The organism is Ruegeria sp. R13_0, from assembly GCF_017743995.1.
Taxonomy (GTDB): Bacteria; Pseudomonadota; Alphaproteobacteria; order Rhodobacterales; family Rhodobacteraceae; genus Ruegeria.
Genome location: NZ_JAGHRB010000032.1, coordinates 1 through 15,875, shown reverse-complemented (window position 1 = coordinate 15,875; position 15,875 = coordinate 1). Strand labels below are relative to the sequence as shown.

Annotated in this window: 17 protein-coding genes; 11 read left to right on the top strand and 6 right to left on the bottom strand. The window is 55.0% G+C overall.

What is annotated here, in order from left to right; translation table 11 throughout:
- The first annotated feature begins 288 nt into the window (after positions 1–288).
- From J7394_RS22315 to J7394_RS22310, 3 genes are all read left to right on the top strand, one after another.
- Positions 289–1,086: an AraC family transcriptional regulator gene (locus J7394_RS22315; RefSeq protein ID WP_209256165.1), complete on the top strand. Its 798-nt coding sequence runs from the start codon at positions 289–291 to the stop codon at positions 1,084–1,086.
- 188 nt (positions 1,087–1,274) lie between these two features.
- Positions 1,275–2,024, top strand: coding sequence for a B3/4 domain-containing protein (locus J7394_RS22985; protein WP_247748372.1), 750 nt, complete (start codon positions 1,275–1,277; stop codon positions 2,022–2,024).
- The gene (locus J7394_RS22310) at positions 1,918–2,727 is read left to right on the top strand and encodes a histone deacetylase (protein ID WP_247748375.1); all 810 of its coding nucleotides are present in this window, start codon (positions 1,918–1,920) and stop codon (positions 2,725–2,727) included. The genes J7394_RS22985 and J7394_RS22310 overlap by 107 nt, the downstream gene beginning before the upstream one ends.
- A gap of 200 nt (positions 2,728–2,927) precedes the next feature.
- On the opposite strand, the gene J7394_RS22305 is transcribed toward J7394_RS22310, so the two are convergent.
- Positions 2,928–3,821, bottom strand: coding sequence for a LysR family transcriptional regulator (locus J7394_RS22305; RefSeq protein WP_209256163.1), 894 nt, complete (start codon positions 3,819–3,821; stop codon positions 2,928–2,930).
- A 113-nt stretch (positions 3,822–3,934) separates the two neighbouring features.
- Between J7394_RS22305 and J7394_RS22300 the strand changes: the two genes are divergently transcribed.
- The 4 genes from J7394_RS22300 (at position 3,935) to J7394_RS22285 (ending at position 7,467) form a co-directional block, all read left to right on the top strand.
- A complete protein-coding gene (locus tag J7394_RS22300) occupies positions 3,935–4,297 on the top strand; it encodes a hypothetical protein (RefSeq protein ID WP_209256162.1) in 363 nt (120 codons plus the stop codon).
- Between the two features lie 23 nt (positions 4,298–4,320).
- Positions 4,321–4,968: an NADPH-dependent F420 reductase gene (locus tag J7394_RS22295; protein ID WP_209256161.1), complete on the top strand. Its 648-nt coding sequence runs from the start codon at positions 4,321–4,323 to the stop codon at positions 4,966–4,968.
- Positions 4,969–5,064: 96 nt separating this feature from the next.
- Entirely contained in the window at positions 5,065–5,934 is an 870-nt protein-coding gene (locus J7394_RS22290; RefSeq protein ID WP_209256160.1) for an SDR family oxidoreductase, read from the top strand.
- Positions 5,935–6,168: 234 nt separating this feature from the next.
- On the top strand, positions 6,169–7,467 hold the full coding sequence (locus J7394_RS22285; RefSeq protein ID WP_209256159.1) for an epoxide hydrolase family protein: 1,299 nt from the start codon (positions 6,169–6,171) through the stop codon (positions 7,465–7,467).
- Between the two features lie 232 nt (positions 7,468–7,699).
- Here J7394_RS22285 and J7394_RS22280 read toward each other — a convergent pair whose 3' ends face one another.
- Both J7394_RS22280 and J7394_RS22275 read right to left on the bottom strand, forming a co-directional pair.
- The gene (locus J7394_RS22280) at positions 7,700–7,861 is read right to left on the bottom strand and encodes a hypothetical protein (RefSeq protein ID WP_209256158.1); all 162 of its coding nucleotides are present in this window, start codon (positions 7,859–7,861) and stop codon (positions 7,700–7,702) included.
- A gap of 6 nt (positions 7,862–7,867) precedes the next feature.
- Entirely contained in the window at positions 7,868–8,761 is an 894-nt protein-coding gene (locus J7394_RS22275; protein ID WP_247748374.1) for a LysR family transcriptional regulator, read from the bottom strand.
- 94 nt (positions 8,762–8,855) lie between these two features.
- Here J7394_RS22275 and J7394_RS22270 point away from each other — a divergent pair, with 94 nt between their 5' ends.
- The 4 genes from J7394_RS22270 to J7394_RS22255 all read left to right on the top strand — a co-directional run bounded on the left by J7394_RS22270 (position 8,856) and on the right by J7394_RS22255 (position 11,440).
- Entirely contained in the window at positions 8,856–9,284 is a 429-nt protein-coding gene (locus J7394_RS22270; RefSeq protein ID WP_209256156.1) for a nuclear transport factor 2 family protein, read from the top strand.
- A gap of 29 nt (positions 9,285–9,313) precedes the next feature.
- The gene (locus tag J7394_RS22265; protein ID WP_209256155.1) at positions 9,314–10,027 is read left to right on the top strand and encodes an NADPH-dependent F420 reductase; all 714 of its coding nucleotides are present in this window, start codon (positions 9,314–9,316) and stop codon (positions 10,025–10,027) included.
- Between the two features lie 158 nt (positions 10,028–10,185).
- Positions 10,186–10,929: an SDR family oxidoreductase gene (locus J7394_RS22260; RefSeq protein WP_209256154.1), complete on the top strand. Its 744-nt coding sequence runs from the start codon at positions 10,186–10,188 to the stop codon at positions 10,927–10,929.
- 64 nt (positions 10,930–10,993) lie between these two features.
- On the top strand, positions 10,994–11,440 hold the full coding sequence (locus J7394_RS22255; protein ID WP_209256153.1) for a DMT family transporter: 447 nt from the start codon (positions 10,994–10,996) through the stop codon (positions 11,438–11,440).
- Positions 11,441–11,725: 285 nt separating this feature from the next.
- Here the strand turns inward: J7394_RS22255 and J7394_RS22250 are convergent, their stop codons facing one another.
- The 3 genes from J7394_RS22250 to J7394_RS22240 form a co-directional block, all read right to left on the bottom strand.
- Positions 11,726–13,606, bottom strand: coding sequence for a tetratricopeptide repeat protein (locus J7394_RS22250; protein WP_209256152.1), 1,881 nt, complete (start codon positions 13,604–13,606; stop codon positions 11,726–11,728).
- A 235-nt stretch (positions 13,607–13,841) separates the two neighbouring features.
- Entirely contained in the window at positions 13,842–14,621 is a 780-nt protein-coding gene (locus J7394_RS22245; protein WP_209256151.1) for a methyltransferase domain-containing protein, read from the bottom strand.
- Between the two features lie 221 nt (positions 14,622–14,842).
- Positions 14,843–15,415: a carboxymuconolactone decarboxylase family protein gene (locus tag J7394_RS22240; protein ID WP_209256150.1), complete on the bottom strand. Its 573-nt coding sequence runs from the start codon at positions 15,413–15,415 to the stop codon at positions 14,843–14,845.
- Positions 15,416–15,875 lie beyond the last annotated feature (460 nt).

Genomic DNA, 15,875 nt, shown 5'->3' with positions numbered 1-15,875 from the left:
AGGAACCTTGCTCGCGGAACTCATCAGGGCCAGTGGCAACCGCCACACAAACAGGCCGGACACACGACTGTACTGACAGACCATCGCAATCACAGAAATCTCTTGTAATGCAGGAGCCATCCACACACGACCTTTGTTGCAGGAGACAAATGCCGCGATCGCAGTACGTAGAGCGGGCATTCGTTGTGAAAGCGACCAAGACTCTGTTTCATGGAAAACAAAAACTGCTGCAAGAACACAAAAGAGTAAGAGTGGAAATGCCTTACACAGACCTGTTATACTGGCGGCATGCACAAATCCTGCCGCAACCAGACGATCCTTCCCGGCGTTGAAACGGTATCCATTTTTTCCGATCTCTCGTTTCCGCGCCACTCTCATGATGAGTTCGGTTTCGGGTACATCTCGAAAGGCGGTCAGAGAAGTTGGAGCCAGCGCGGGATGGTGGAGGCTCAGGCCGGTGACACAATTACCGTCAACCCTGACGAGATACATGACGGACTGGGCCGCCAGGGTGAGCCACGCCAATGGCATATGATTTTTCTGACGGAAGAAGCGCTGTCCCAGTTGAATGATGTCCATCCCAACAAGGCTGAATTCACACTTCCAGTTAATCGCTCAAAAGGCGCCTTTTTGCTTACAAAAAAGGCTTTCTCAGTGTTGCAGTCTGAAGGCAATGACAGCAACGAAGTTGAGCAAGTGTTGATGTTGGCGCTTGCCCAGCAACTTGACCGGAACCAAACGAACAACCCATCGGTCGTCCAGAGCCGCTCGCGCGAGGTTCAGATCGCAATTGATATGATCTGTCAAAGCTGGGAAATCCCCCTGTCGTTAGCAGGCTTGGCTAACGCAACCGGGACCAGTCGGTTTCAGATCCTGCGAAGATTTTCTCACGAAGTCGGAACAACCCCTTACGCGTTCCTTACGCAGCATCGGCTAAAACGAGCCAGAGACATGATTTTACTCGGAGTCCCATTGGCCGAAACAGCGGTTGCGTGCGGCTTTTCGGACCAAAGCCATCTAACCCGCAAATTCTCCCGTCAGTATGGTGTGACGCCCGGCAGCTTTGCCCGCGGAGCCACGTCCTAAGCTGCAATATCGTTCAATCCGACATCAATCGGATCTCCTAGTTTGAAAAAAAGACAAGGTGATCCATGCGCTTCGAATACTCGCCCTCCATTCAAACGAATTTCCCGGCCCTCTCTACCTGTGTCATCGAACTCTCGGGCGTGCGGCCTGTCTTCGACAGCTCAGCTTCGGTTGCGCAGTTCATCGCAATGGCGCTCAAACGCTTAGAATTCGAAAGCGAGGGTGCGTTCGTTGAAATCCAAGCCTGGCGTCGCGCCTATGCAAAGATGGGTCTGAAACCGACACAGTATCGATGCGCTGCCGAAGCATTGCTTCGCCGACTAAGAAAAAGCGGAGACCTACCAAAGCTGCATCCGCTGATCGATCTTTGCAATGCAGTTTCCGTTGCCTTCGCCGTTCCGGTCGCCGTTTTTGACATGGATCGTATTTCAGGTGATCTGTGTGTTCGACCCGCCGACGGCGACGAGACTTACCTAGCGTTCTCCGGGCAGAGTGAAACACCCGATCCGGGAGAAGTCATTTTTGCCGACTATGGTGGGCATGCTCATGCAAGGCGTTGGGCCAACCGCCAGAGTCTGAGCTCTGCTGTTTCACCCAAGACGACACGCGCCCTGATCGTTGCCGTAGCGCAGCATGAAGACGCTGCCGACCAGATGCTCGTACATCGCAAACTTCAAAGACTTAATATTTGTCAGCCTCCGTTCAAAGATTGCGAAACATCGGTCCCTCTTCATCCAAATCATGAGATTTTACGCACCTCACAGTTCCTCGCTAACCCTGCCTTCCGAACACCGGTTTCCGAAGGGCAAGTACAACTTGCTCCGCAAGCTTCTGCTGAAAGACATTATTATTCAGGAGGCGCAGCTAGCGGAGTCTCTACCAGCCAGCGAAGAAGAAATACTGCGCGCGCACGACGCCGGATTTGTCTCACAGTTTGAAAGCGGTGAACTGGAAGAAAAGGCCATGAAACGGATTGGCTTCCCGTGGAGCCCGGAACTTGTGAGGCGGGTTCGCGCCACGGTCGGTGGCGCAATTGCTGCTGCTGAGACAGCACAGGAGTATGGTATCTCGGGGCAACTTGCCGGCGGAACGCATCATGCTCATCCAACGTTTGGATCCGGTTATTGCGTTTACAACGATCAAGCCGTCGCGGCGCTCCACTTGCTTGCGGTTGGTAAGGTTGAAAGGGTTGCAATCGTCGATCTTGATGTCCATCAGGGCGACGGCAGCGCTGCAGTCTTTGCCGAAAATCCATCGGTTTTCGTCTTTTCGATGCACGGCGCAAAGAACTTTCCGTTCCGCAAGTTTCCTGCGGATCTCGATGTCGCACTGCCGGACGGCACCGGCGACGAGGATTACCTTCGCGCCCTAACCGATCACTTGCCGGCTGTGTTCGAATTTCGTCCCGACCTCATTCTATACCAGGCAGGTGTTGATCCGCTGGCAGAAGACAAGCTAGGGCGGCTTGCGCTAACCCATGATGGCCTCATCCAGCGCGATCAGGCGGTGCTTCACGCCTGCAAAGGCCGCGGCATCCTGGTCTCAATGGCAATCGGCGGTGGCTACGCCGATCCCATTGAGGCTTCCGTCAAGGCCTATTCCAACACCTATCGGGTCGCAAAGCAACTTCACCGATTTTGATGGCTGTCACAGTCTCGGTGAACCGGAATTCACACTGTATTTCGGTAGTGTGCGTTGAGGCCAAACCACCTCATCGCCACGGGCTGACAAAAGTCTGCATACGATGTTCTGCCACCTGAACCCAAGGACCGAATGGTTTCGATGACTTATCTATCTTTCCTGGTCTGAGAGCAACGAACCGAAGAGCGGCCAATTGTTATCTAGTTATCACTGATTGGGACATGCGCCTTAAGGAAATCGACAAAGGTGCGGATGCGCGGAGACAAAAGGCGGCGGTCGAGATACATGGCTGAAATCGGCGTGGCGGGCGGGCGATGCTGCGCGAGGACTTCTTCCAGCGCTCCTGTCGCTAGATGCCTGCGAACCATATACCCTGGAAACTGCGCGACACCCGCATCTCGAAGCGCGAGATTCAAGATCATCTCCCCCTCATCCGCAACGAAGTCCGCGGGCAGCTCAATCCTTTGAAGTCCACCATCGAAATTCATCGTCCAGGGGAACAGACGCCCGGTTTGCGGTGCCCGAAACCTTAAACCGCTGTGCCGCGCCAGGTCACTGGGGTGATCAGGACGGCCAGCCTTGTTCCAATAGGCGGGCGTGGCGCACACAAGCATGTCTTCATCATAGAGCTTACGCGCTATCAGGTGCTCGCTTTCTGCCAAACCGCCCGAACGAATGGCCAAATCGATGCCCTCTGCAGCAAGGTCGGTCAGATGGTCCGCAAGGGTGATGTCAATCTGGACCTCGGGCCATTTGGCACTGAACTTGGCGATCACATCGGCCAACCACAGACGTGCCATGGGCGAGGCGGCAGAAACCTTCAACCGCCCCTTTGGGGCCGCGTTTGTGTCTGTCACCTCGGAGCCCACAACAGACAAATCCGCCAGCGCCTTCTTCGCGCCATCAAGATAGCGCTCGCCTTCCGGCGTCAGGCTTACACTGCGGGTTGTCCGGTTAAGCAGTTTGACACCAAGGTGATCCTCAAGCCGCGTTACAGCCTTGGAAGTTGCTGACGGCGACAAATCCATCGCCCGTGCAGCTTCGTTAAAGGCACCGTGTTCCGCCACCTGCACGAAGGCGGCAATCGAGGACATAGGAGGAAGCTCATTCATGACAAAAAGTGCATACTGTGTCTGTTCCAGTCCAATTTTTCCCAAATGATTTCGTCTCTATCATCAATTGCAGACGAAATGAAAGGAACCTAACCATGAAAACACAACTTCACGCCTTAACAATTCTTGGAATCCTTACGGGAACAGCAGGTTTCGCAGAGGAAAGTGCCAGCGTCGCACAGTACGAGAAAACCATGTTCTTCGCGGATCGTTACGCGACAGCCTACTACAGTGTCGACGAAGCCGCGTCGGTAGTGACGATTACTATCCTGCAAGGGCCTGATGGAGTTGGCCAACCTATGCGGATCGAGAGCCAACTTAAGGATGGTGAGACAACCAGTTTTGCAATCACGGGCACCGATGGCAACGCTCTAACCGCCACCCTCTTTCTCTCACGACTGGGCAATGGAATTTCCGCTGTGGTCAAAACCCAAATCCATGACGAGCGGAACAGTTGAGTACATTTTGAAGGAGACATGACATGAACATCGGGATTATCGGAGCAGGCGACATCGGCCGCCTTTATGCAAAACTCTGGCACCAAGCGGGTCACGCCGTTTTTCTGAGCGCGCGCGATCCAAACAAACACCGCGCATTTGTTGAGGCTCTGGGCGATCGAGCGTTTTTCGGCACGCCTGAAGACGCTGCAGCCTTTGGCGACGTCGTTCTGCTTGCCGTGAACTACCCAACTGTGGAAAATGCCATCGAAGCCATTACGCCGCACGTCATTGGCAAGCTGGTGATCGACGCTACAAACCCGCTTGGGTATGACGCAAACGGCAAACTTGAAGCCCTGATACCTGACGGTGAAATCGCCGGGCTGGTCATGGCAGAAAAACTGCCCAACGCGCGCATCGGCAAAGCTTTCACCTCTTTGTGGTCGGGCTATGTCGAAACCAAGTCAAATGTAGCCGATCCTCAGGTTGCTATGCCTTTTGCCGTGAACCTGGATGTCGACAAAACGACGATGAAGCAGCTGATCCGCGAAGCAGGTCTGGTACCTGTGGATATCGGCGGTCTTGCGGACTCGGCGGCGCTAGACCCCAGCAGCCCGGTTTGGAACGTTGTCCTGACACCGGATGAGGTTCGGCAACGTGTGGCCACGTATCGACAGGATAGCGCTGCTTAAGGCAAGAAACCCTCGAAAGCACTGGCGACATGACAGTCTGAGCCACAGGAGCGCTTAGGTCTGCCAAGCGCCGCCAGATTCTACCGGAGAAGCAAAATGTCCAACTCAAAAATCCTCGTATCTGGTGCAACCGGTACCAATGGTCGCGCGCTCATCGACACGCTTCTCTCAAGAGACGTCCCCGTACGCGCGCTTGTGCGAAACATCGACAGCGCGCGCGCTACGCTACCGGGCAGCATCGAACTGATGCAAGGCGATCTAAGCGCGCCCGATAGCCTCAGTGCTGCGTTTGATGGCATCGACAAAGCCTATGTCGTGACAGCGGTACAGCCGAACACGGTTGCGCTTTTTCGCAATTTCTATGATGCGGCGCGTGACGCAGGCGTTTCCCATGTAGTGAAGTTTTCAGGCATGGGCGCGGAAGTAGACTCCCCTTCCGAAGTGATCCGCCAGCACGCGACAAGTGACGCAGATCTTCGCGCCAGCAGGCTGCCCTATACGATCCTTAGGCCAAACTCGTTTCACCAGAACATGCTGTGGCAGGCCGGTGGGATTGCGACGACCGGCAAATTCTATCTGCCCCTTGGCGACGCTGCGCAAAGCACCATTGATGTCCGCGACATTGCCGATATCTCGTCGACCATTCTGACCACGGACGGGCACATCGGAAAAACCTACGATCTGACCGGTCCGGAAAGCCTGAGCTTTCACGATGTCGCCCGCATCATCGCAGACGTCCGCGGCGCACCGGTGGAGTATGTTCCGATCACGCAAGAGGCTGCTGAACATGAAATGCGCGATCAGGGCATGCCAGAATGGTCAGCACACAGCTTGGCGGAAATCCAAGCGCTTTTTGCGACGGGTCAATATGCGCAGGTCACCGAGGATTCCCAACGCCTTCTGGGCCGTACCCCGCGATCTTTTCGGGACTTTGCCACCGATCATAAAGACGCATTCATGGCATGACCGCTGCATTTGTGGCGCTCGCCCCGCTGCGCATCCACACACCAAAACATGAACCACCGCAGATTTGGACCTGCGGCGGTTCTTTGTTCAGTCCTGCGGACCTCATAAACCCACACGGATGACCATCGGCCCTAGATTGGTGACAAAAAGTAAATTCTGGCAGTCTCTAGGTCCGATTTTTCCACTATACTACCTGCTTTACCTTCCTTTCATCAGCAATCGAAAGGCAAAGCCATGTACACCAAACGCTCTTTCCTGACTGCCACAGCCGTTGCTGTCGCAGCAAGCATCGCCCTTCCCTTCGCAAGCCTCGCAGCAGACGCCCCGCGCCTCGCAGGCGGCACTGCGGAGCCCTTCACGATCGAGGTTCCTCAGGATCGTCTTGACCGCATTATGGCCAAGGTTCGCGATCACCAGTTCCTACCGGAGCTCTCCGCCGACGCCACAATGGCGCCCTGGGATCAGGGCATGTCGCAGTCCTGGATGGCTGAGATGGGACAGGTCTGGGCCAATGATTACGACTGGCGCAACGCCGAAGACCGCCTGAACGCGTTTCAGAACTTCCGCGCCGAGATTGATGGCAATGACCTGCACTTCATTCACGAACCTGGCAGCGGGTCCAACCCGACACCCATCCTGATCCTGCACGGATGGCCCTATTCGCCCTACTCGTTCGTCGATGTCATAGAGCAGCTGGCGCATCCCCAACGCTTCGGCGGTGATGCTGAGGATGGTTATGATGTGGTCGTCGCTTCAATCCCGGGTGTGGGCTGGTCCGAAGCGCCCGACGTGCCCGAGGGCTTGCGGGCCACCGGCGCGCGCTTTCACACGCTGATGACAGAGGTCCTTGGATACGACAGCTACGTGACCCACGGCGGGGACCAAGGCGCCATTACCGCCACCTTTATGGGCATCGACTACCCCGAGGCAGTCGCAGCAAATCACGTGCATATGTTCTACCCCCGGCACGCGGAATCCCCCTGGCTCTCCGGCTCGGTCGGCGAAAACCCGACAGCCGCAGAACAGGCCTTTGTCGAACGCGAGGCCGCGTCGGCCTTCACTGATCTAGCTTACATCCTGACCCACATTGCACGCGGTGAGACGCTTGCAGCAGCGCTGCACGAAAACCCGGTGGGTCAAGCCGCCTGGATTTGGGACAAGTGGTTCTATTGGACGGATCAAAGCTATGCCTCAATCGACGATGTCTATGAACCGACGCGGCTGATTGATGAGGTCATGTACTACATCGTCACCGACAGCTTCAGAACGTCGTTGTGGCCCTACCTGATGCTGGCCCACGAGAACGTCACGGTCTTGGCAGAAGGCGAAATGGTCGCCACACCCACCGGCGTCACGGCCTGGCCCGACCCGACCTTCCCCTTGCCACCCAAAGAGTATGTGGAACGTTCGCGGAGCAACCTTATCCACTACACAAACCCCGAGCGCGGAGGTCACTTCCCAATGGTCGAAACACCCGAGATCTATGTAGAGGACCTGCTGTCATTCCACCGCACCCTTCGTGGATTGAAATGAAAAACCAAGCAAAAGGATGGGGGCAATCATGCACGCGGGCGAACGCTCGCGTGCACGGGTCTGTTCAATCTGGCTTTACAATCTCTTCAACAGTGCAGGCCTAATGGTGCTAAAACAGGATCCACCGTAGCGATCCGTCCTGCCGCGCCACGCAGTCTGGTGTTCCGACGGCAAGGCGTTCTAATCACGCAAATTCAAGAAGGACGAGTGTGTCATCAGGGACAGAAGCGATCTAAAGCCAACAATCGCGTGCTTCCCCAGCAAAGCGGATGGCCTCGTCGAGCAACCGCCAGTCGATCTCGACATTCAGATGATCCTTCAACAACTGTGCTGCCGCCTCATTGAACAGGCTCTGATCCAGAGCGACGGGTGCTACAAGGCGCCGCTCCCGCACTACCGATCACTCGACGCGAAACTGCGCCTTGGCGAGATCAACGAAGGCGCGCACTTTTGGTGCGAGGTATCGGGTTGAAGGGAATACAGCGTGTACTGGAACGGGGGTCGGACGCCATTCAGGCAGCACGATGTCCAAAGTGCGGTTGCGGACTGCTGCGGCAGCCATGAACGACGGAAGAAGGCAAACGCCCATTCCTTCGACCGTCATTCCGAGGGCGGCTTGATTGTTGTTAACTTGGTACTTTGGCTTTGGAGAAACAGTCTTTTTTTCCCGATCACGAAAAACCGTCCAGTGCGGCGCTCCGCGGGGCGTGAAGACCACGCTATCGTGGTCTTCCAACTCTTCCAGATGCGCTATTGGACCTCTTTCCCGCAAGTAGCTGGGACTGGCGTAGAAATGGTACGCGACCTCTCCCAGCTTTCGCGCTGAAAGCTCTGAATCGGAAAGACGTCCAACCCGAATAGCGACATCAATGCCTTCGTGAATAATGTCGGCGACTCGGTTGGAAAACTCTGCTTCCACGCGGACATCCGGGTATTCTCGGAGGTAACTCGCAATCCACGCGTTGACGACGAGTACTCCGAACTCCGGTCCGGCCGTCAGCTTGAGGGTTCCTATCGGTTTCCCTTGCGACTGGGCCACGCTGTTTTCGGTCTCTTCGAGCGCCTGAAGAATCCCGGTGGCTCTTTCATAGACCTCGCGACCAATCTCTGTGACACTGAGGCGACGGGTTGATCGTTCCAGCAGTCGCGCGCCGAGCTTTTTCTCAAGACGCGTCACGATCCGGCTCACATGGGCCTTGTCTGTCCCGAGGGCCTCTGCTGCGGCAGTGAATGTGCCAGAGGTCACCACGGCGGCAAGCGTCCGCAGTTCCAAAATTTCAATTGTTGTATCCATAGACAACAATCTGTCTCCCCGAGGACTATTTTTCAATGCACTATTTCGATGCATCTTTGGTTCATCAACTGAGACATGAACCAAGGAGATAGAGATGACTAACACCAAGAACATCGCAGTCGTTAAGGGGTTTCTGGGCGCTCAATACGAGGGAGATTTCGACACGGCATTCGCCAATTACGCACAGCCAGCGTTTCGCTGGATCGTAGGAACCGCTGACAACGCAGACTTGCGGGCCTCCATCCCATGGGCGGGGTACGAGCATGTGGGTAAAGAAGGCTACATCAAGCTGACAACGCTTCTGTTCTCCGAGTTTGAAGCACTGGAGTTCGATGCACAGAAATACACCGATGCCGGCGACGGCGTCTTTGTCGAGGGCCGGTTCGTCTTCCGGCACCGCGAGACGGCGAAGATCGCCGTCAGTGACTTCATCGCGCGGTTCGACATGCGCGACGCGCGGATCACCGGCGGCCAATTCTATGAGAACACGGCCGGTGTCGCTGACGCGCGCCGCGCCGCCTAACCCCGAACACAATTAGAAGGAGAAAAGAGATGAAAATCGGGATCATTAACGCAGGAAACATTGGCGGGCGTCTTGCGCGTGCCTGGGCCAATGCCGGTCACGAGATCATGCTGTCAAAGGATGGCGAGATCCACAAACTCGACCCGGTGCTGGCCGACATCGAAGCGGCGGGTCATGGCGGGTCCGTGAGTACCGGTTCCTTGCGCGAGGCCGCGGCCTTCGGGGATATGGTGCTTTTCTCAGTCTACTGGCCGCGCCTTGATGCGGTGCTGGCAGAGATCGGCGACGCCCTGGACGGCAAAACCGTAATTGAGACGATGAACCCCCTCGGCGTCACGGAAGACTTCATGCACTACCACGACACCGAGTTCATGGCTGGGAACTCCACGGCCGAACAGCTTCAAGGCAAACTGCCGAACGCGCAGGTGGTAAAGGCGTTCAGCACCATCGCAGCCCCCGTTCTGGAAGCCGCTGCCTGGAGTAACCACGGAGATCGGCAAAGCGTCTTCTATGTCGGCGGAGACGCGGACGCCAAGATGGCGACGCGCACCCTGATCGAAGACGCTGGTTTCCGACCTGTGAACGCGGGGCCCATATCGGCGGCACGCCAGCTCGAACAGATCGGCGTTTTGCTTCACCACGTCGCGCATCACGAGTTTGATGGGGATGAGGATTTGATCCGAATTGGCTTCCGCATGGTGGAGTCGGACCCTGGCCCCATCGCCCGCACGCGGGTGGCGTGACGCAACCGCACCGGGCGGCTCCAAGAGCCGCTCGGGCCCACCAGCAGCAGGAAGCATAGATAGCGCAGGGCATGTGACCGCGCGCCATCACCGTCCTGAAACAGGACTGTCCCGCCCAACGCGGCAGTTCCTTTCACATTCAAAAATGGAGAAAAAAGATGAACATCAAGAACTCGATTGCCGTCGTTACCGGTGCAAATGGCGGCATTGGCACCTCGCTAGTCACGGCACTTTTTGAACGCGGAGCCTCCAAGGTCTATGCGGGTGCCCGAAACACGGAAAGCATGGCCAACCTGGCCCGTGTGTATAGAGACAAGCTCGTCGTGCTCGCGCTGGACGTCACCGATGACGCACAGGTGTCGGCTGCGGCCAAAGCCGCGCAGGACGTCACCTTGCTTGTCAACAATGCCGGAACGACTTTCGACCAAGGCTTCCTTTCGACAGATGACCTGAAGGCGGCCGAAACCGAGATGGCGGTGAACTATTTCGGCCCCATTCGCGTGACGCGCGCCTTCGCGCCTGTCCTGAAAGCCAACGGGGGCGGCGCCGTCCTCAACATTCTTTCCTTTCTGTCGCTGGTCGCCATGCCGATGGCTGGGTCCTACTCGGCCTCAAAAGCCGCGGCACTCTCCATGACCAGGGGCATCCGCGCCGAACTTGCCGGTCAAGGGACTTTGGTTGTTGGCGCAATGCCCGCGCAGGTGGATACCGAGCTTGCTAAGAACTACCCCGAACCAAAGGCGACGACGCAAGAGGTCGCACGAGAGGCGCTCGACGCCGTCGAACAAGCGGTCGAGGATGTCTATCCCGGCACCTACGCCAAGCAATTGCTGCCGAGCGTTCTGAGCGATCCCAAATCGGTCGAAGCGGCCATGAAATCTGTTCTGCCGCTTGTGGCGTGAATTCAGTCAGCGTTGGCGGCGTTGCGACGCCGTCAACCAATGGACCTAGCTGTTGGAGAGAACCATGCAGAATTCGATACTGATCGGCGCCGCGTTGGCCACTGGTGCATTAGTGCCGTTTCAACTTGCGTTCAACGCACAGCTTGGAGCAGTGACAAAGAGCCCCTTTACCGCTGGGCTGATCATTTTTCTTGTTGGTGCCGCCGTGTTGGGGATCGTCATAGCCGCACTTCGCCAACCCCTACCGGAATTCGGGGAACTCATCCGGGCGCCCAAAACCGTATGGCTCGGAGGGCTCATCGCGACGCTTTACATCCTGGCCATCGTTGTTGTGACACCGCGTCTTGGCATCGGGACAACTGCGCTTCTGGTGATCGCGGGTCAAATCCTGACGGCGATTGTGCTGGACCATTTTGGTGCATTCGGAAATCCACAAATAGCTATCAACCCGCAGCGTGTGATCGGTGCAACCCTGTTGATTGGTGGTGTGTTTCTCATCCGCTTTCCGTAGGTTAGAGCTAGAAGCTTCGGCCCAAACCCGCCTTTGGTCTGTGGCTGGTGATGCTGCAATGTGGTCCGTGAGAGGAGACATTCGCCGCGACTGCAAATTCTGATCCGCGGTGAGCTCACACATTGCGGGACAAATCTGACTTTGGCCCTTCAGCGACTTACACCCGCTTGCAGCCCAAACCAGACATTCAAAATCGAGCTTTATTTCAAATAGGTCGTGAGACAAAGCAGGCGAACGCTTGGTAAACCGCGCATACAGCCAGTATTCAGGGTTTCGAAAACCTTGCTACTCAGGCAACCCGCCAGTAATCATCGCACCGAAATACCGATCCTGGTCCTCTGCATGCATAAAGGGTGTGTTTCTATGTGTAGAAACACGGAAGTCCGGCCTGATTTCGAGTAATTTCTTTGCTTCAACTTGAGCATCTTCCAGACGTCCCATATCAGCAAGGGTTGCGACCAAGATTCGGCGCGGAGGAAGCGACTTTGGATAAGTTGAGATACCGGATTTTGCCAGCAGAATTGCCTGTTCGTATTCTCTGATTAGGAAATGAGATAGGGCTGCGTTAAAATTGTACCAGCCGGGATAACGCGGATTGACCTTTTTAGCCTTGTTGTTCCAGTCAATCGCTTCGGCTGGCTCACCCATAAGCGACCGTAGAAAGCCCATACCATATAGGACCTCAGGATCATTGGGGTTCTCCCGTATTGCCCGCTGAAACGCTTGGTACGCGAGTTGGTGATCGTGGTCTGCAAACAAGTGTAGCTGTCCTAAGCGATGTTGGACACGATAGTCCGATTGATCCAGTTCTAACGCACGCTGTGCGTGCCTGCGGGCTTTGTTCAGCGCAGTTTCTGGATCGTCCGACCCACCAAAACGCCAAAGGCTAAGATAGCGACCGCTCAGTTCAATATGTGCAGAAAGATAGTCTGGATCGAGCTCTATTGCTCGTTCCAGAAGTTCAATTGCCTCTTGCCGACTTGCAGTATTCAACAGCTTGCTTTTGGCGACAGCCCTCAGAAAAAGCTCATACGCTTCTAGATCATCGGTCGGCCGTTTCCTAAGCGACGCGATTTCTTCTTCCTCTACTACTATTTTCAGGGTTGATGCGATTTCCCGAATAAGGTCGGCCTGAGCAGCAAACAATTCTTCGATCCCAATGTCATATTGTTCCGACCATAATGCGTGCCCCGACTCTGTCTCTATAAGTGTTGAGTTAATTGAAATACTCTCGCCAACGCTCTGAACGCTACCTGAAAGAACGTATCGCACACCGAGCTCTCGACCAATTTCTCGCGGTTTGACCAAGCTGTCCGCAAAGGTAATCGAAGTCGAACCAGCAATCACAAATAGCTGTGGAAACTTTGAAAGCTGCGTCGTTATTGCTGTTCCAAAACCTTCTGCCAGATAGCCGACCTCTTCAACTGTTGAGCGGTTCTCAAAGGGCAAAACGACGATGGAAGGTTCGTCCGGGATGGCAAGCGCCAACTCCTCTTGGTCGGTCAGGGGGGCCACATCTCTGGATCGCCACAATATTACCGCAACCAGCACCAAGCAGATGCATAACGCACCGACCAGAGTTGGCGCCCATTTGGATATGTGTGGTTTCGTATGCGCAACTGGCTCTGATACAGCCAAAGCCTTGGCCTTGTCATCCAGTACGACTTCGAAGGCTCGGACTGGTCTCTCAATATTCTTGACTTCGGTCTCACCCAGATCCTCGAAATTCAGATCCAGTTTGTCCTGCACCTGATCCCGCACGCTGCGGTGAATGCAAATACCTCCGGGTTCAGCCAAGCCTTCAAGGCGGGCAGCGACATTGACGCCATCACCATATATGTCTCCGTCCTCGGCAATCACATCTCCGATATTTATGCCGATCCGAAAAATAATTCTTTCACTTTCTGGAACGTCCAAATTTCGAGAAAGCATTTCGTTTTGTACAGAAACGGCAAATTTCATTGCCTCTACGGTGCTCTCAAACTCCAGCAGTGCACCATCACCCATCAACTTGATCGTCTTGCCACCAAAACTCGCTGCAAAGGGGTCAATGAGTTCCAACCGGTGCGACTTTAGTGCTGCCAAGGTCGCTGACTCGTCGCGTTCCATCAGCCGCGAGTAGCCCACGACGTCAATACTCAAGATGGTAGTAAGGCGACGTTCCACTCCCGTCCTCCCCTGCACGGAAGACTATCTATCCTGATCCATTGAATCCATAGTTCTGCTATTCGCCCTATTCCTAATCACTTTTATGAGGCGTCGGTCTGGCTATGACAAAGTCAGATTTTTTTTCGAAGCGGAGACCAAGCATGGTAACCAAGAAACGCTGACATAGTGTGGGCGATGAGGTGGTGCGGGGTAACGAGCACGGCCGAGGTCAAGTGGCAACATTGTAGAACGATCAGCCCTTTTTGCGCGCCACGACGACAAATTGGGTCATCGAAAAGAAGAAGCGTCCAACTTTTGCAAGGCTGAGCTGCTCATCAAACCACGATTGCGCTACGGTGGGATCAACATGGTCATTTGAGACAGCGTATTGCTTCATGAGGTGCATCATCATGATTGCGAGGCCATCTGGCTTTAGCTGGTGATCCGTCATTGTGAACGACAAAACATCTTCCACATGGTCGCCGCGAGCCTTTATCAGTGCAGGCAGTCTTTCCGGGACGGAACCACTCACAAAGTGCTGGTTCCAGGAAGTCAGCATCTTTTGCATTCTGCCGGGCTCATCGCTGAACCAAATCAAGCTGCCAAAGTGCAGATCGCTGATGACGAGCCGCCCGCCGGGTTTGACGCACCGCAGCGTGTCAGCCAGCGCACCGTCTACGTCTTCGATGTACTCAAAGACCTGTACCGAGACGGCCTTGTCAGCACTCTCATCCTCAATGGGCAAACAATTTGCGGCACCAGCACGAAACTCCACATTTGCGTAGTCGCTGCATCGTTCTCTTGCGGCCGCTGTCATATCCTCGCTTGTGTCGATCCCGATGACATAGCCATCTGAGCCAACTGCGCGGGCCAACTCCGCTGTTAGCATCCCGTTGCCACAACCGATGTCCAAAATAGTCTCACTCGGAGCAGGGCGCAGCGCATCAAATGAAGCCTGTCTTCGCCGCGTCAATTCAGCTCCCTGATAGGCGATTTCAAGTAATCTCGTTGTTTCAGCGTCAAATTTAAGCAACTCGCTCCCCTTGCAATGACCACAAGTCTCCAAACCTTATCAGAAATTTGGTTATCTACGAAAAGCAGGATGGATCGTTGAGACTTGAGCATGGATCCACCAAAATAACTGAACGTGCCGACTGGTATCGACGAATTGGTTAACCTCGGGAGACAAGGCCGCTTCTGCCGCGATATCGGACCAGCTTTTTGTCGTCGTTCGAAAGTTCGAGCAAAATCAAATCAAGGGATGTCGAGGCCGTTCTCTCGTCCGAAATCGGTATAGAAGCTGTCACTGCGGTATCGGTTTAAAGTGGCTTCGTCCGCTTCTCTTGGATCGGTGCCAGGGCTTTGAACACCTGTTCCCTCTATGAAGCGGTTCACGAGATTGAAGACACCGCAAACTTGGATGGCATCGAACAACGCACTCTCCGACCAGCCTGCCGCGTAGACTGCTTTTGCGTCGGCCTCCGTCATTCGTGATGGCGAGATAGTAAGCTTTTCGATGTATGCCAGCAACGGTTTGAGACGATCCTCGACGGGAGCCGTATCGCGGTTTTCCATCAGTGCCTCGATTGTCTCGACTTCAATTCCGTAGGCTTTGGCAAAAACGATGTGCGCCCCATGGCAATACGCACAAGCATTCAAGCCGGAGACATAAGCTGCGATTAGTTCACGTTCAGCAACCGAGAGATCGCTCTCGCCCCTCATCACAAGGCTTTCGTACGCGCAGAGTGGAGAAAGTTTGTCTGGAAAGGCTTTATAGACACTTCCGAGTGTCGCGTTCTCCGGCAGAGATGGAAACAGGCGTTTCATTTAATTCTCTTTCAATCTTGCTATGGATAACTTTGTCTCAAAGTGAGGAAGCAACGATGTTTACGCAACCTTAAAGCAATTCCGGGTTCCGCACAGAGATTCTATTGGAACACTACGAACTATAAGTTTGCCTGATTGTGTGGCGGCGTGTTCGTCACTTCGTGAAAGGTAATTTCGTGCGGCTCTCATAAAATATGCAAAGTCCGCTTTCTGCGCATTGCTGTAATTGGGGCATCGCGCAGCATCGGTCAGTTTGGGCTCTTCGCGGTCATCGGATGCAACGCAGCATCCGCTTAACTGTGCGATTGCGCCATCTTCAAGGACGGCCCATTCCGGATGAGGTGGATGGCTCCTGCTCCACCGGCATCGAACGTGCCAAAGTGCAGTTGTCATCGACTGCTAGGAAAGGAGCCACCCAATGACAGTAAAGACTGTGGGCCTGGATTTGGCCAAGGACGTT

Coding starts and splice junctions, on each gene's coding strand:
- J7394_RS22260 (WP_209256154.1), top strand. CDS start 10,186: ATGAACATCAAGAACTCGATTGCCGTCGTTACCGGTGCAAATGGCGGC.
- J7394_RS22285 (WP_209256159.1), top strand. CDS start 6,169: ATGTACACCAAACGCTCTTTCCTGACTGCCACAGCCGTTGCTGTCGCA.
- J7394_RS22265 (WP_209256155.1), top strand. CDS start 9,314: ATGAAAATCGGGATCATTAACGCAGGAAACATTGGCGGGCGTCTTGCG.
- J7394_RS22305 (WP_209256163.1), bottom strand. CDS start 3,821: ATGTCCTCGATTGCCGCCTTCGTGCAGGTGGCGGAACACGGTGCCTTT.
- J7394_RS22270 (WP_209256156.1), top strand. CDS start 8,856: ATGACTAACACCAAGAACATCGCAGTCGTTAAGGGGTTTCTGGGCGCT.
- J7394_RS22295 (WP_209256161.1), top strand. CDS start 4,321: ATGAACATCGGGATTATCGGAGCAGGCGACATCGGCCGCCTTTATGCA.
- J7394_RS22985 (WP_247748372.1), top strand. CDS start 1,275: ATGGCGCTCAAACGCTTAGAATTCGAAAGCGAGGGTGCGTTCGTTGAA.
- J7394_RS22300 (WP_209256162.1), top strand. CDS start 3,935: ATGAAAACACAACTTCACGCCTTAACAATTCTTGGAATCCTTACGGGA.
- J7394_RS22255 (WP_209256153.1), top strand. CDS start 10,994: ATGCAGAATTCGATACTGATCGGCGCCGCGTTGGCCACTGGTGCATTA.
- J7394_RS22240 (WP_209256150.1), bottom strand. CDS start 15,415: ATGAAACGCCTGTTTCCATCTCTGCCGGAGAACGCGACACTCGGAAGT.
- J7394_RS22315 (WP_209256165.1), top strand. CDS start 289: ATGCACAAATCCTGCCGCAACCAGACGATCCTTCCCGGCGTTGAAACG.
- J7394_RS22290 (WP_209256160.1), top strand. CDS start 5,065: ATGTCCAACTCAAAAATCCTCGTATCTGGTGCAACCGGTACCAATGGT.
- J7394_RS22275 (WP_247748374.1), bottom strand. CDS start 8,761: ATGGATACAACAATTGAAATTTTGGAACTGCGGACGCTTGCCGCCGTG.